The sequence below is a fragment of the Galactobacter valiniphilus genome (assembly GCF_003575975.1).
GTDB classification, from domain to species: Bacteria; Actinomycetota; Actinomycetes; order Actinomycetales; family Micrococcaceae; genus Galactobacter; species Galactobacter valiniphilus.
The window spans coordinates 43,642-58,274 of sequence record NZ_QQXK01000009.1 but is presented as its reverse complement, the minus strand read 5'-3'; the positions used below and the strand labels follow the sequence as shown (position 1 = coordinate 58,274).

The window sequence follows — 14,633 nt, the reverse complement described above, 5'->3', positions numbered from 1 at the left end:
GTTCAGTGCTTGCGGCGCAGCAGGGCGGTCATGAGGGATTCCTGCAGCCAGGAAACAAAACCGTAGAGCAGCGCAAGGTAGTGCTCGAGCTCGTCGTCCGGGTTCTCCTCGGCGGCGGCGACGCGCTCTGCGTCCTCCTCCGTTTCGATGCCGAGGCGCTGGGCCAGCACGAGCCGGATGTCGTTGAGGGCCGAGGCGAAGCGCGGGGCGTCGGCCGCCGGCACGCGCAGCGGATCCATGGAGAGCAGGGCGGCGGCCTCGGCCAGGTTGGCTCGCTTGCCGGCCACGAGGCCGGGCTCGGTCAGGGCACGCAGGCGCTCGGCCTCGCCGTCGGCGGCCTCGCCGTGCGCCACGAGGTCCGGCAGGAGCCGGGCCAGGGCCGGATCGGCGGGACGTGCACGACGGCGCGTGGTGGGCCTGGGTGCCTCTCCCCCCGTGCCGGGGGCGCCGACGCCCGGGAGCGCCTCGTTGTCCGGCAGGAGTTCGCCGTCGGGGCCCACCCCGAGATCGGCCGGGCTCAGGCCCAGCTCCTCCCACCACTTCTCCCCGCCCGCGGCGGGGGCGCCCGGCGCGTCGTCGCCCTGCCGCCCCGCGCCGGAGGGCGCGGGGGCATCCGGGCCGGGCGCGGCGTCGTCGTGCTCTTGATCGGGGACCAGGTCCCCCGTCAGTTCGGCGCGGGTGTCCAGCATTTCCTTGACGTCCAGCGCCAGCTGGGCCACGAGCTTGGACTCGGCCTCGTCGAGCTCGGCGATGTAGGCGCCGCCCACGGGCCGGAAGCCGCGCGCCATCAGGCGTCCACCTGCCGCAGGGTGGCCTGGAGGCCGTAACCGTGCATGGCCACGACGTCGGCCTCCATGCGCTCCTTGGAACCGGAGGCGACGACGGCCTGCCCGTCGTGGTGGACGCGCAGCATCAGCTCGTCGGCGCGCTCGGCGCTGAAGCCGAAGTAGCTGCGGAAGACGAAGGCAACATAAGACATGAGGTTCACCGGGTCGTCCCACACGATGAGCAGATAGGGGCGCTCGTGCTGCACGGAGAGCTCGGTGTCCTCGCGCGGGGAGGCCACCGGGGAGGCGGTGACGGTCATGCCTCGATTCTAGGTCGCTTCGGGCCCGGCGCGGGCGAAGGGGTGAGGCAAGCCACCGCGCGGGCGGGCCCTGGGCGGGTTCGCCGACCGCCGCCCGCCCACCGCCTGCCCACCTTCCCGGCGCCGGGAGCATAAGCTGAGCGCAAGCGAGAACTGTGAGGCTGCGGCCTCGTCACCCAGGAGGACCTGCATGGCACCGGCCACGTCCCTGCTCACCGACCACTATGAGCTGACGATGGTGGAGGCGGCCCTCGCCGCCGGAACCGCCCAGCGCAAGAGCGTGTTCGAGGTGTTCGCCCGCCGCCTGCCGGAGGGGCGCCGCTACGGACTGCTCGCCGGCACGGGCCGCCTGCTCGAGGGGCTCGCGGACTTCCGCTTCGGCCCCGAGGAACTCGAGTTCCTCGCCGAGCGCAAGGTCGTCAACGAGCAGACCCTGAACTGGCTCGCCGACTTCCGCTTCTCCGGCACCATCACGGGCTACGCCGAGGGCGAGATCTACTTCCCGGGTTCCCCGCTGCTGCAGGTCGAGTCGACCTTCGCCGAGGCCTGCCTCCTGGAGACCTACCTGCTCTCCATCCTGAACTTCGACACGGCCGTGGCCTCCGCGGCCTCCCGCATGATCGCGGTGGCCGACGGCCGCCCGTGCATCGAGATGGGCTCGCGCCGCACGCACGAGTCCGCCGCCGTGGCCGCCGCCCGCGCCGCGATCATCGCCGGCTTCACCACCACCTCAAACCTCGAGGCCGGGCGCGCCTACGGCCTGCCGACCGCCGGCACCGCCGCGCACTCCTTCACGCTCCTGCACGATTCGGAGCGCGAGGCCTTCGAGGCGCAGGTCGCCACGCTCGGCAAGGGCACCACGCTGCTCGTGGACACCTACGACGTGGAGCAGGGCGTGCGCACCGCCGTGGAGGTCGCCGGCCCCGAGCTCGGCGGCGTCCGCCTCGACTCCGGCGACCTCGTGGACCAGGCGCGCTGGGTTCGCGAGCTGCTCGACTCGCTCGGCAACACCAAGACCCGGATCGTCGTCACCTCCGACCTGGACGAGCACGCCATCGCGGCGCTGCGCTCCGCCCCCGTGGACGTCTACGGCGTGGGAACCAAGCTCGTCACGGGCTCCGGCGCCCCCACGGCCGGCATGGTCTACAAGCTCGTCTCCCGCGAGGGCAACGACGGCGAGTGGAAGGACGTGGCCAAGGCCGCCACGGGCAAGGCCTCGGTGGGCGGGCGCAAGAGCGCCTACCGCCGCATCAACGAGCGTGGACGCGCCACGGCCGAGGTCATCGGCATCGACGAGGCGCCCGAGCTGGGCGAGCGCGATCGCTCGCTCATCGTGCCGCTCGTGGTGGACGGTGTGGTGCAGCCGGGCTTCACCGGCGCCGAGGGCGTCAAGGCGGCCATCGCCCGCCGCGAGGCCTCCATCCAGGAGCTGCCGGGCGCCGCCAAGCAGATGCTGCGCGGCGAGCCGGTCATCCCCACCATCTACGTGGACGAGAACTAGTCAGCCCTCCCGCACTTTTCGTCTCCTCCCTCCCCTTGTGGGCGGGATTCGACGAAAAGTGCGGGATCAGTGCGGGATCAGAAGGAGCGCACCATGGCCAAGGCCCTGATCATCGTCGATGTGCAGAACGACTTCTGCGAGGGCGGTTCCCTCGCCGTGGCCGGTGGCGCGGCCGTGGCCTCCTCGCTCGCCGCGGTGCTCGGCAACGGCGCGGCGTCCGCGGGCTTCGACACCGTCGTGGCGACCCAGGATTGGCACATCGATCCGGGTTCGCACTTCGCCGCGGAGCCCGACTTCCAGCACTCCTGGCCAGTGCACTGTGTGGCCGGAACGCCGGGCGCCGCCCTGCACCCAGGCCTGGATCCCGTGGTGCATTCCATCGACGCCTTCGTGCGCAAGGGCCGCTACGAGGACGCCTACTCGGGCTTCCAGGGCCGCGCGCTCACGGCCCACGAGGCCGTGGGGACGCCGGAGCCGGCGCCGGGCGAGGCGCTCCCCGGCGCGCCGCTGGCCGAGTGGCTGCGCGGGCGCGGCGTGGACTCCGTGGTCGTGGCGGGGATCGCCACCGATTTTTGCGTCAAGGCCACGGCGCTCGACGCCGCGCGGGAGGGTTTCGAGGTCAGCGTCGCCGCCGGCCTCACGGCCGCTGTGCACCCCGACGGCGTGTCGGCGGTCCTCGAGGAGCTGCGCGCCGCGGGCGTGCGCGTGGACGATTAGAAGTCTCCTGGCGCGGCCTGCAGGCAGAAGAGGCCGCGGCGGCGCCACATGTCAACGACCTGCTGGCGGTCGTCCACGACGCCGAGCACGCGGTAGCGCGGCAAGATGTCGCGGTCCAGGATCTCCTCCTTGACCGCGTCGTCCCGGCGCTGGTCGCCGTCGGGGCGCATATAGAGCGCGTCCCAGGGGACGTCGTTGAAGGTCAGCCAGGCCTGCGTTGCACGCCGGGCCGCCTCGTTGCGCCCCGAGGCGATGACGATCCGGTCCACGCCCGGGTGCGCCGCGAGCGCCTGCGCCACCTGGACCACGGGCGGGTTGGGGACGTCCTCGGCCACGCGGTGCATGTCGTAGGGCGAGCGGCCCTCCATGAGCGCGAGCGTGCCGTCCATGTCGAAGATCCAGCACGTGGGTAGCGTCTCGCGGGCAGTCATGGCCCCATTCTGCCGCCCACGCTGTGGATCTGCCTCCCGCACGTGGTGCCTGCACCGCTCCCGAGGGGGTGCAAAGGCAAGGTGCGGATGATGGGGCGCGCTACTTGCGCCCCACGAACCAGTCCTGCAGCTTCTCCAGGCGCGCCTCGAGCTGCGCCTGAGACGCCTGAGCCACGGCCGGGCCGCCGCACACGGAGCGCAGCTTGGTGTGCACCTGCCCGTGCGGGGTCCCGGTGCGCGCCGACCAGGCGGCGACGTTCTTGGCCAGCTGGCTGCGCAGCTCCGTGAGCTTGCGGTGGTCAACCACCTCGCGCGGCTCCACGGGGCCGGCCTCCGGCCCGCGCCGCTTGCGCCGCGAGACCTGCTCGGCCTGGCGCTGGCGCAGCAGCACGCCCACCTGATCGGCGTCCAGCAGGCCGGGGATGCCCAGGAAGTCCTGCTCGTCCTCCGAGCCCACCACGCCGCCGAGGCCGAACTCGCCGCCGTCGAAGAGCACGCGGTCGAAGGAGGCGTCGGACTCGAGCGCCTCGAACTTGCCCTGCGTGAGCGCATCGGAGGCCTTGTCCTCGCGCTCGGCGGCGGCCGCCTCGGCCTCCTCCGGGGAGAACTCCTCGGTCAGCCCGTTGCTTGGCTTGTCCAGGGCGTGGTCGCGCTCCACCTCCATCTCGTTGGCGAGGGTGGTGAGGATCGGCACGGACGGCAGGAAGATGGAGGCCACCTCGCCGCGCTTGCGCGAGCGCACGAAGCGTCCAATCGCCTGCGCGAAGAACAGCGGCGTGGACGTGGAGGTCGCGTAGACGCCCACGGCCAGTCGGGGCACGTCGACGCCCTCGGACACCATGCGCACCGCGACCATCCACCGCTGCTGGCCGGCGGAGAACTCGTCGATCTTCTTCGAGGCCTTGGCGTCGTCGGAGAGGATGACCGTCACTGCCTCCCCGGAGATCTTTTTGAGGAGCTTGGCGTAGGCCTTGGCGTCCTCGTGGTCGGTGGCGATGACGAGCGCGCCGGCGTCCGGGATGGAGCGGCGCACCTCGGTGAGGCGGCGATCGGCGGCCGCGAGCACGGCGGGGATCCACTCGCCCTCGGGGTTCAGCGCCGTGCGCCACGCGTGGGCCGTGATGTCCTTCGTGGCGGCGCCGCCGAGCTGCGCCTCCATCTCCTCGCCCGAGGAGGTGCGCCAGCGCATGTTGCCGGAGTACGCCATGAACAGCACGGGGCGGACCACGTGGTCCTTGAGCGCGTCGCCGTAGCCGTAGGTGTAGTCGGCCTTGGAGCGGCGGATCCCGTCGGGGTCCTCCTGGTAATCCACAAACGGGATCTGCGCCGTGTCGGAGCGGAAGGGCGTGCCCGTGAGCGCGAGCCGCTTGACGGCCGGCTCGAAGGCCTCGCGGATGCCGTCGCCCCAGGAGAGCGCGTCGCCGGCGTGGTGCACCTCATCGAGGATGACGAGCGTCTTGCCGGCCTCGGTCTTGGCGCGGTGCAGCAGCGGTTTGTTTGCCACCTGCGCGTAGGTCACGGCCACCCCGATGAAGCCCTTGCCGTGGTGCCCGTCGGCGTTCTTAAAGTTCGGGTCGATCGAGAGCCCGATGCGCGCGGCGGCGTCGGCCCACTGCGTCTTCAGGTGATCGGTGGGCGCCACGACGGTGATCCGGTTGATCCGCCCGGCCTCGACGAGCATCGCTGCGACGCGCAGGGCGAAGGTCGTCTTGCCGGCGCCGGGCGTGGCGACGGCCAGGAAGTCCTTTTCGTTGCTCTGGAAGAACTTCTCCAGCGCCTCCGCCTGCCACTGGCGCAGTTTGGTCGCGGTGCCCCACGCGGCCTTCTGCGGGTACGCCGGTGGCATGTCCTGGCCCAGGGTGAACAAGGCATCGGACATAAGTGGGCATCTCCTGACGTGGACTGCTGGTGGTACTGCTTGCCCCTCGCCGCGCCTGACAGGGCGGGCGGACGGGGCACGACGACGCCTCACCCGCCCTGGGTGCCCAGGGGCGGGTGAGGCGTTGGCGTCACTTCTTGGGCTTCTTGCCGCCCTTGTCGTCGCCGCCGGGGCGCAGGCCATCGAAGATGGCCTTGCAGTCCGGGCAGACGGGGAACTTGTTCGGGTCGCGACCGGGCACCCACACCTTGCCGCACAGGGCGATCACCGGCTCGCCGGAAAGCGCCGACTCCATGATCTTTTCCTTGCGGACGTAGTGGGCAAAGCGCTCGTGATCGCCTGGCTCCGCGTTCTGGAGCTGACGCTCGCGCTCGATGACGGCTGCGCCGCCGCCGACCGGCGTGGTGGGGTCGTCGAGGAACGGATCCGGAGGAAGGCTCATGCCGACCAGTCTAGCCGCGCACCCCGATGAGAACCCACGGGCGACACTCAGCGGTTGAGCATCACGGCCTGCATGAGCTCGGGCTCACGCGCCTCCATCCAGCGCCCGCCGATGCGGACGCCGAGCACCAGCACCCCGGCGCCCCAGAGCAGGCCGACGACGAGCGTGAGCCAGCCGAGCAGCGCCGATCCCGTGATGAGGGTCGCAATGAACAGGCCAATCGCGGGGGCCGCGACGACCGCCACGGCCACCATGAGCGCGCTCTGCGTCAACGCCATGCGGGCGCCGGCGCCCTGCGGCGTCTTGAACGGGGACTCCCCCGGCAGCGGCACGGCATACGTCCAGCGGGCTGAGGCCACGGAGGCGAGGCCGCCGGAGACGAAGAGCGTCCCCAGGCCCGCCCCGAGCGAGGCGGGCAGCAGCTCCCACGATCCGCTGGCGATCGGCGGGACCACCGAGGCGATGAGCGTCAGCGGCAGGCCGATGCACAGGAGCGCCACGACGCGCCCCAGCCGGTCGGCCACGCCGCGCACGCCCGTCAGCACGTGGAGGGCAAAGGCCGTGGAGTCGTAAGAGATGTCGGCCGAGATGGAGAAGCCGAGCAGCATGCCTACGAGCGGGCCGAGGATCAGCGCGAACTGCGGGATCTCGGAGGTGATGTTCGGGATGATGAAGGCGTACAGGATCACGAGCATGGGCACGATCGCGAGCGAGGCGGCGTAGCGCGGATCCTTGATCCAGTAGGTCAGGCTGCGGGCCGCGACGGCGCCCCACGGCGTGGCGGGGAAGCGCGAGAACCAGCCGAGCCCCTTGATGCCCGCCGCGGCCTTGACGCGCGGCGGCGTGACGATGGCCCGCTTGAGCATGCGCGAGTAAACCCACCAGAGGACCACGAGGGTCACGAGACCCACGGCGAGGCACGCGAGGGCCCCCTCGACGTCGTGCTGGGCCACCGACGCGGGGACCCCGGCGAAGGCGCCGAAGGGCGTGAAGCGGATCCAGCCCGCGACGCCGGGCAGGGCGCGACCCACGGCCTCGGCGTTCTCGGCGAGCGAGGCGATGGCCGGGCCCAGGAAGAAGATCGGCAGGAAGAGCAGGATCGAGGCGACCTCGCGCACGCCGCGACGTGCGGCGAAGGTCGTGGCGATCGCCGTTCCCGTGCGGGCCAGGAGCTGCGCCACGAGCGCCGAGCCGAGCGCACACACGAGGGAGAGCGCCAGCGCGAGCGGCTCGTGCAGGTAGGCGAGCGAGGTGAGCCAGAAGAAGAGCAGCGTCGCGACGCCGGGGACACCGATGAACCCAGCCAAGAGCAGGCCGGCGGCCAGCGTTCCGGGCTTGATGGGGAAGAGCGCAAAGCGCTGCGGGTCCATGGAGCCGTCCATGCCCGTGAAGAACACCGGAATCACGAGCCAGCCCAGGGTCATGAGCGCGCACGCGAGCACCGCCACGATCGAGGCGAGCTCCAGGTCGTGGGCGCCCAGCGCCGCCAGGCCCACGCCCGCGAGGACGAGCAGGCCCACCACGTAGAGGGCGCCAACGATGACGCCCACGAGCTGCCAGACGTTGCGCTTGAGGCCGTTGGCGAAGAGCGCCCAGCGCAGGGAGATCAGCTGTGCAACCACGAGAGCCCCTCCCCCGTGCCTCGCCCGCCCACGAGATCGACGAAGCGCTCCTCGAGCGAGAGCCCGCCGCGCACCTGGTCCACCGTGCCCGCCGCCCGCAGCTGGCCGTCGGCGATCACCGCAACGTGCGTGCACATGCGCTGGACCAGATCCATGACGTGGCTGGAGACCAGCACCGTGCCGCCGTGGCGCACGTAGTCGTTGAGGATGTCGCGGATGTTGGCGGCCGACACCGGATCGACGGCCTCGAAGGGCTCATCCAGCACCAGCACGCGCGGGGCGTGAATCATGGCGCAGGCGAGCGAGATCTTCTTGTGCATGCCAGCGGAGTAGTCAACCACCAGCTTGTTGCCCGCGTCCGTCAGGTCCATGACGCGCAGCAGGTCCTCGGTGCGCTGGGCCACCTCGTCGGCCGGCATGCCGCGCAGGCGACCGGAGTACGTCACGAGCTGGCGACCGGAGAGCCGGTCGAAGAGCCGCACGCCGTCGGCGAGCACGCCGAGCGCCGCCTTCGCCTCCAGCGGGCGCTGCCACACGTCGATGCCATGCACCGCGGCCGTGCCGGCGTCGGGGCGCAGCAGGCCGGTGAGCATGGACAGCGTCGTGGTCTTGCCCGCACCGTTGGGGCCCACCAGCCCGTAGAACGAACCGGTGGGCACGTCGAGGCCGAAGGGCGCCACGGCGACCTTGGGGCCGAAGCTCTTCATGAGCCCGCGCAGGCTGACGGCCGCGTTCGGGTCGATGGACGGGAACGGCGAGGCGGGCGGCGGCGGCAATAGTGGCTGGCTCATGCACCGATTCAACCGCGTCCGCGGCCCCCGCGGGGCCCGCGCGCGCCGGATTCATCCGCGAGGGCCGAGAAGATCATCCGCGCGGATGAGCGGGGTGGACCGGCCGCCCCGCCTCGAACCTCGTGGGCAGCGTGGCCGTGCGTTCACGGGGCAGGGCTCCGTCAGGCACGACGACGCACGGCGGCCCGGGGCGGTCCGGCCACCCCACGCGGGGCGGCCGGCCCGTCCCGGGCCGGGAGGTGCGTGGGGCGCGGTTTAGAAGAGGGCGGCGGCGAGACGACCGCGCGCGCTCACGACGCGCGGGTCCCGCTGGCCCACGACGCCGAAGAGCTCCACGAGGTGCGAGCGTGCCGCCTCGCGGTCCTCGTCGACGTGCGAGGCGATGAAGCGGACCAGGCGCAGGAAGGCGTCCTCGACGTGGCCGCCCACGACATCCAGATCGGCGACGTCGAGCTGGGCCTGCACGGCGTCCGGCTGAGACGCGGCGGCCGTGCGCACGGCCTGGGCGTCCATGCCCGCGACACGCTCGAGCAGGCGCGCGCGATGCAGGCCCACGGCCGCGTCGTCGTCGCCCGGGTTCTGCTTCAGGGCCTCCTCGTAGAGCGCCTCGGCCTCGGCGTAGGCGCCCTGTGCCACGAGCTCTTCGGCCTGCGCGAAGCGCGAGGGCGGGACCGTGGTGCCCTCCGGATGGCTGAACGGCGGGACCGTTCCGGCCATGCCCTGTTGGAGGGCCACCTGCAGCAGCTCCTGGAGGAGGGCCTGGATCTGGGTGCCGTCAACGGGTCCGGCGAAGAGCGGCATGGGGCGACCGCCCAGCACGGCGAAGACCGTGGGCATCTGCTGCACCTGCAGCGCCTGGGCGATGCGCGGCTGCGTGTCCGGATCGGCGAAGCCCAGGACCACGCGGCCCTGCTCGGCGTCCACGGCGCTCACCAGGGCGGCGCGCAGCTCGTCGCCGCCCTGCACGCGATCGTTCGTGACCGCGAGGACCACTGGGACGCGGCCGCTGATCTGGACCAGGTCCTGGAAGGTCGCCTCGTCAAGATCGACGCTCCACGCGCCGAGCACCGGCCCGCCCTCCGCGAGTGCGGCGGGGGCTGCCTGCGCGGCGGAACCGAGGTTCGAGAGGTCGACAGCTCCCCTCGCGTCGGCGGGCTGGGCCGGCGCCTGCTGGGCGTGCTCGGACGGTGTGCTCATGCTGGGTGGTGCTCCTTCGGCGCCGCGGTGCGGCGCGGTGGGTGACTTACTTGAGGGACGCGCTGGCCAGCACGAAGCTGGCGGCCACGAGGCGGATCTTCTCGCCGGAACCGGAGGCCGGCACGTAGAAGACCACGGGCATGCGGTAGGTGACCACGAGGTTCTTCTTGGTCGTCTTGTCCTTGGTGCCCGTGAGCTTCTGGAGCTGATCCGTGAGGCTCACCGTGCCGTTGTCGTCGGGCGCGATGGTGTTCGTGGCCGTGACGTAGCCGGTGACCAGGCTGCCGCCCTGCGGGGCCGAGATCGCGCGCGTGGCGCTCGGATCGGCCTCGAAGGTCATCTGGTTCTTGGCGCGCTGCTCCACGGACTCGTTGGCCTTCTGGGCGGCGGCAAGCTGCTCACGCAGGGCCGTGACGAAGTCGCTCGCCTCGAACTTGTCGTTCCAGCTGCTCTTGGCGTTGCCGACCCAATCGCTGAAGCCGTCCAGCACCTCGGTGGGCTTGGCCACGAGGCCCGAGACGTCGTCTGCCTGGGTCGTCACGCCCGTGGAGCCGAGCGCCACGCCGGGGAAGGACACGCCGGGGACCATGCCCACGGCCGAGATCACCTTGTAGTTGCTGCGCGCGTCGAGCTGCTCGAGCGTGAGCACCACGGGGGTATCGGCCGGCGTGGCCTGCGTGACCACCATGACCGTGCGCGGCCACTGGGTGGTGGTCGTGACGGCGGCGGCCTTGATCGGCTCGGCCACGATGGCCTGCACGGGAGCGGCGGAGAAGGTCACGCCCTTGGCTGCGGCCTCGTAGTACTCCTTGCGCACCTCGAGGGCGGAGCCGCTGAAGCGGGCCTGCAGCTCCTTGACGTCCTTGGACTTGTCCCCGGCCGTGGCGCCGGCCGCGACGTCCTTCAGGATGCGGTCGAGCTGCTCCTGCAGGATGACGGGCAGCGCGGCGCTGCCCGCGGCGTCGGTGCCGGAGCTCTGGCCCGAGCCCGACGGCGTGCTCGAGGCGTCGCTCGGGGGGGTGCTCTCGTCGGCGATGGCCGGGGTGGCCGGTAGCACGAGGCCCACGGCCGCGAGCACGGCGGCGCCGAAGTGCAAGGCGCGGCGGCGCGGAGAGGCCTGGGCGGCGACGCGCTCGGACCGGGCCGGACGCTCGTCCGCGGTGGGGTCGGCGTCGCCGGCCAGCGGCGCGCGGTGATGGCCCGTGTAGTCCTGCGTTCCGCCCGAGGCATCGCCGGAATCGTCGCCGTCGCGGTCCTCGTCCTCGCCCGGCTCCTCATCGCGGGAGGCGGCGGCGGGGTCGGCGGCGGACTCGGCAAACGGCGCGAGGGCCTCGTCGATCGCGGCATCGGCGTCGGTGAGTTCAGCCGCCTCACCGGCCTGGGCCCGCTCGGCGGCGGTGCCCCAGGCGTCCTCGGCCGGCAGCGGCGCCTCGGCGGCGTCGCTCGCCACAAGGCGCGGGTGAATCATGGTCTCGTCCATCGCGTGCGGCTCCTCGGCCGCGGCACGGGCCGCCTGCACGCTGGGGGCCAGCGCGGCGGGGTCCTCGGCACCGGCGGGAATGACGGCAGCGGCGGCGCCCGGCACGGCCGGCGTCACCACGGGAAGCTGACCGGTCTCGGCCGCGTAGCGCGCGGCGCGGCGCGGCGAGGACGCGAGGTCCTTCTTGCGGCGCGGGCGGCGGGGACGGGACATCAGCACGAGGGCGCCCAGGGCGAGCGCCAACACGCCGCCCACGAGCCACGGCAGGGCGGTGCGCCACTTGGCGCCCGTCTCCGCCGCGGGGTTGTCCCAGGTCATGGAGATGTTCATGGGAGCGGCGGTGGCGCCGTCCGTGGCCAGGAGCATGGTCCATTCGCCCTGACTCGGGACGGTCCAAGAGGCCTCCCAGTCGCCCTCGTGGCTCTCTTCGGTGATCCACAGATCGGAGCCGGCGGGGTTAGGGGTGGTGCCCACACCGTTGCGGTGGGTCACCTGGAAGCTATGGGACGTACGGTCCACACCCGTCACCACGTTGGCGGCGGCGTCTGCCACCCACGCGTCGACGTCGGCCGAGCGTCCGAGCGCCGCCGTGAAGGGGCCCTTGGCGTGCACCGTCACCTTGGCGTCCCCCGCCGTGGCATCGCGCAGAGACTGCGTCAGGAGGGTGACCGGGGCGTCCTGCGATCCGCCGGAGACGGACGCGGTGAGCGTCTTCTCTGGGGACAGGAAGCTGACCTTGCCCACGCCGACGACAAGCGCGGCGGCGGCGACTAGGAAGAGCAAGACGGAGACGATACGACGCACTGACGATCCTCTGGGATGGGTTCCATGACAGGGCAAGGTTCATGCGCCCCGCAGGTTCACGGAGCACACGTTGGCACCATCCTAGCCAGGGAGCCTGTGTCGATCCTGGAAACGCGCGGAAAGCCTGCCTACGCTGAGGCCATGACGAGCCCCACAGACTCCCCCACGCCGCCCGAACCGGTGGACGACGCCGCGGGCTCGGCTTCCGGCCGGACGCCGGCTCACGCCGCCGCACCCGTCGACGGCGCGGCCCCCGCTGGCCAGGCCCAGGGCGCCGCGGCCACCGAGGCGGCGATCGCCGGTGCCGCCGGGGCCGGGACCCTCGGCCCGTGGGCGGCGACACGGGCGCCCAAGTGGCTCTCGCGCCTCTTCCATCAGCAGCACGAGGGCGAGGAAGAGGAGGACCCGGAGGTCCCGGACTCCGTCAAGGAGCTCTTCACGATCCGCCCCGTCCGGCTCGGCTTTGGTCTGGCCATCGGTGTGGCGCTTGCCCTGATGCTCTGGCTCGCGCTCGCGAGCCTGTCCCAGCTGCTCATGTGGATCGCGGTGGCCCTGTTCATCGCGCTGGGCCTTGACCCCATCGTCCGCTTCTTCGAGCGGCGCAACTGGCCGCGCCCGGCCGGCGTCGCGATCGTCGTCGTCCTCTTGCTCGGCGCCATCGGCGCGTTCCTGGGGACCCTGATCCCCGCCCTCATCGCGCAGATCACCACGCTGGTCCGCAACGCGCCGGCCATCGTCGATTCGCTCACCAACAATCCGACGATCCAGGCGTGGGACACGCAGTTCCACCTCGTGGAGCAGGCGCAGCAGCAGCTGGAGAAGATCCTCAAGGACTCGAGCGCCGTGGGCGGCGTCTTCACGGGCGTCATCGGCGCCGGCAACCTCGTGGGCCAGTTCGCCTTCGGCGCGCTGATCGTGCTGGTCCTGGCGATCTACTTCCTCGTCTCGCTGCCGGCCATGAAGCGCTTCGCGTACTCGCTTGCGCCGCGCTCCAAGCGGCGCAGGGCCCGCGAGCTCGGCGAGGAGATCACGCGCAGCGTGGGCAACTACGTCATGGGGCAGGCCACGGTGGCGGTGTGTAACGCCATCATCGCGTTCATCCTCATGACGATCTTCAAGGTGCCCTACCCCGCCCTGCTTGCCCTCTGCGTGGCCGTCCTCGCGTTCATCCCGCTCGTGGGCGGTGTGTTCGCCGGGCTGCTCGTCATCGTGGTGGCGCTCTTTAGCGGTGGATGGCAGGTCGCCCTGTTCTACGCCATCTGCTACTTCGCCTACCTGCAGGTGGAGGCCTACTTCGTCTCGCCCAAGATCATGGCGCGCGCCGTCAAGGTGCCGGGCGCCGTGGCGGTCATCGCCGTCATCGCCGGCGGCACGCTGCTCGGCGTGGCAGGAGCGCTCATGGCGATCCCGATCGCGGCCTCGGTGATGCTGCTCGTGCGCGAGGTGTGGATCAAGCGCCAGGACGCGCGCTAAGCCCTCAGCCCTGGGCCAGCGCCACGGGGCCGCTGACCTCGGTGGGCAACGTGGGGGCCGCGGCCCCGAGCACGGCGTTCACGATCTCCTGATGCACGCGCTGCACGTACTTCTCGCCGACCCACAGGTGCTTGGCGCCCTCCACGGGAATCAGCCGCGCCTGGGGCACCGCCGCGAAGCGCTCCGCCGCCTCGGCCGGGCGCAGGTAGTCGTCGAACTCCGGGACAAGAACGCTCAGCGGGAGCCCGGTGCCGGCCCAGCGCGCCAGATCGGCGTCGTCGGCGCGGTGCAGCGGCGGGGAGAGCAGCACCGAGCCGCGGATCTGCTCCGCGTTCTGCGGCTGCGAACCGTACTTGAGGGTGAGTTCGGTCCCGAAGCTCCAGCCCACGAGCCAGGGGTTGGGCAGGCCGCGCTCGCGCACAAAGTCGAGGGCCGCGGCGACGTCGGCGGCCTCACCGATCCCCTCCTCGAAGCGTCCATCGGAGCAGCCGCGCGGGGAGCACGTGCCGCGGGTGTTGAAGCGCAGCACCGCCATGCCGGCGAGCTCCGGCAGGCGCCAGGCGGCCTTCTTGTAGACGTGGGAATCCATGAAGCCGCCGTGCGTGGGCAGCGGGTGCAGCGTCACGAGCGTCGCGACGGGCGTCACGGCGGCCGGGACGGCCAGCTCGCCCACGAGCGTGAGCCCGTCCGCGGTGTGCAGCTCGATGTCCTCGCGCTGGGCGGGGAGGATCGTGTTGGAGCGCAGCGCGGTGGGCTCGCGGTGCAGCTTGTAGGCGGGGCGGGGCGCGGGAGCTGGCGTAGTCACAGCGACCATCCTAGGGGCGAGGCTCAGGCCCGCCCGGCGTGGTGGTTCCAGCAGCGCTGGTGCCAATGCCGGCGATCCGCCTCCTGCTGCGCGTTCGACCGGGCGCCGTCAGCGCGCCAGGCCACCACATGGGAGACGCCTGGTGCGATGCGCTGCGAGCAACCGGGGCACACGTAGTCCTTGAGCGCGCCGTAGGAGGGGATGACGCGCACATGCCACGCGCCGTCGGAAAACTCCTGCAGCGTCGAGACCCCGTGATGCCGCCACGAGCCGTCCGTGCCGAGGTCCCAGCTGCGATTCTGCACGGGGGCACCGGTGGAGCGCTGGCGCGAGGTGGTGCGGCGGGGGCGGTTGGAGCGTGGCATGGTTCCCATTCTCCCCCACCGCGTGGGGCGCGCGCGGCG

The 14,633-nt window shown here is 72.0% G+C and carries 14 protein-coding genes; 3 read left to right on the top strand and 11 right to left on the bottom strand.

The genetic code is table 11. The features are described 5' to 3' along the window. Positions 1-2: 2 nt before the first annotated feature. Positions 3-788: a DUF2017 family protein gene (locus DWB68_RS05990; protein WP_119424240.1), complete on the bottom strand. Its 786-nt coding sequence runs from the start codon at positions 786-788 to the stop codon at positions 3-5. Continuing rightward, positions 788-1,087: an ATP-dependent Clp protease adapter ClpS gene (clpS, locus tag DWB68_RS05985; protein WP_119424239.1), complete on the bottom strand. Its 300-nt coding sequence runs from the start codon at positions 1,085-1,087 to the stop codon at positions 788-790. The genes DWB68_RS05990 and clpS overlap by 1 nt, the downstream gene beginning before the upstream one ends. Positions 1,088-1,277: 190 nt before the next feature. Between clpS and DWB68_RS05980 the strand changes: the two genes are divergently transcribed. Both DWB68_RS05980 and DWB68_RS05975 read left to right on the top strand, forming a co-directional pair. Beyond that, positions 1,278-2,588 carry a nicotinate phosphoribosyltransferase gene (locus DWB68_RS05980; RefSeq protein WP_119424238.1) on the top strand — a complete coding sequence of 437 codons (1,311 nt, stop codon included), beginning with the start codon at positions 1,278-1,280 and terminating at the stop codon, positions 2,586-2,588. Between the two features lie 93 nt (positions 2,589-2,681). Beyond that, the gene (locus DWB68_RS05975; RefSeq protein WP_119424237.1) at positions 2,682-3,305 is read left to right on the top strand and encodes an isochorismatase family protein; all 624 of its coding nucleotides are present in this window, start codon (positions 2,682-2,684) and stop codon (positions 3,303-3,305) included. Here the strand turns inward: DWB68_RS05975 and DWB68_RS05970 are convergent. The 7 genes from DWB68_RS05970 to DWB68_RS05940 form a co-directional block, all read right to left on the bottom strand. Further along, positions 3,302-3,736, bottom strand: coding sequence for a phosphatase domain-containing protein (locus DWB68_RS05970; RefSeq protein WP_119424236.1), 435 nt, complete (start codon positions 3,734-3,736; stop codon positions 3,302-3,304). The two genes, DWB68_RS05975 and DWB68_RS05970, sit on opposite strands and share 4 nt — an antisense overlap. Before the next feature lie 100 nt (positions 3,737-3,836). Beyond that, the gene (locus DWB68_RS05965; RefSeq protein WP_119424235.1) at positions 3,837-5,615 is read right to left on the bottom strand and encodes a DEAD/DEAH box helicase; all 1,779 of its coding nucleotides are present in this window, start codon (positions 5,613-5,615) and stop codon (positions 3,837-3,839) included. A gap of 130 nt (positions 5,616-5,745) precedes the next feature. Next, positions 5,746-6,057, bottom strand: a complete 312-nt coding sequence (locus DWB68_RS05960) for a DUF3039 domain-containing protein (RefSeq protein ID WP_119424234.1) — start codon at positions 6,055-6,057, stop codon at positions 5,746-5,748. Positions 6,058-6,104: 47 nt separating this feature from the next. Then, positions 6,105-7,679 (bottom strand): transporter, encoded by a 1,575-nt coding sequence (locus DWB68_RS05955; RefSeq protein ID WP_119424233.1) that lies wholly within the window; start codon positions 7,677-7,679, stop codon positions 6,105-6,107. After that, on the bottom strand, positions 7,664-8,470 hold the full coding sequence (locus tag DWB68_RS05950; protein WP_119424232.1) for an ABC transporter ATP-binding protein: 807 nt from the start codon (positions 8,468-8,470) through the stop codon (positions 7,664-7,666). Before DWB68_RS05950 ends, DWB68_RS05955 begins: the two co-directional genes overlap by 16 nt. 255 nt (positions 8,471-8,725) lie before the next feature. After that, the gene (locus tag DWB68_RS05945) at positions 8,726-9,667 is read right to left on the bottom strand and encodes a co-chaperone YbbN (RefSeq protein ID WP_119424231.1); all 942 of its coding nucleotides are present in this window, start codon (positions 9,665-9,667) and stop codon (positions 8,726-8,728) included. 46 nt (positions 9,668-9,713) lie between these two features. Then, positions 9,714-11,951: a hypothetical protein gene (locus DWB68_RS05940; RefSeq protein ID WP_119424230.1), complete on the bottom strand. Its 2,238-nt coding sequence runs from the start codon at positions 11,949-11,951 to the stop codon at positions 9,714-9,716. A gap of 141 nt (positions 11,952-12,092) precedes the next feature. Here DWB68_RS05940 and DWB68_RS05935 point away from each other — a divergent pair, with 141 nt between their 5' ends. Next, on the top strand, positions 12,093-13,424 hold the full coding sequence (locus tag DWB68_RS05935; protein ID WP_119424284.1) for an AI-2E family transporter: 1,332 nt from the start codon (positions 12,093-12,095) through the stop codon (positions 13,422-13,424). 4 nt (positions 13,425-13,428) lie between these two features. On the opposite strand, the gene DWB68_RS05930 is transcribed toward DWB68_RS05935, so the two are convergent. Together DWB68_RS05930 and DWB68_RS05925 are read right to left on the bottom strand one after the other, a co-directional pair. Then, positions 13,429-14,238: an alpha/beta hydrolase gene (locus DWB68_RS05930; RefSeq protein ID WP_119424229.1), complete on the bottom strand. Its 810-nt coding sequence runs from the start codon at positions 14,236-14,238 to the stop codon at positions 13,429-13,431. A 14-nt stretch (positions 14,239-14,252) separates the two neighbouring features. After that, positions 14,253-14,594 carry a hypothetical protein gene (locus DWB68_RS05925; RefSeq protein ID WP_119424228.1) on the bottom strand — a complete coding sequence of 114 codons (342 nt, stop codon included), beginning with the start codon at positions 14,592-14,594 and terminating at the stop codon, positions 14,253-14,255. Positions 14,595-14,633 lie beyond the last annotated feature (39 nt).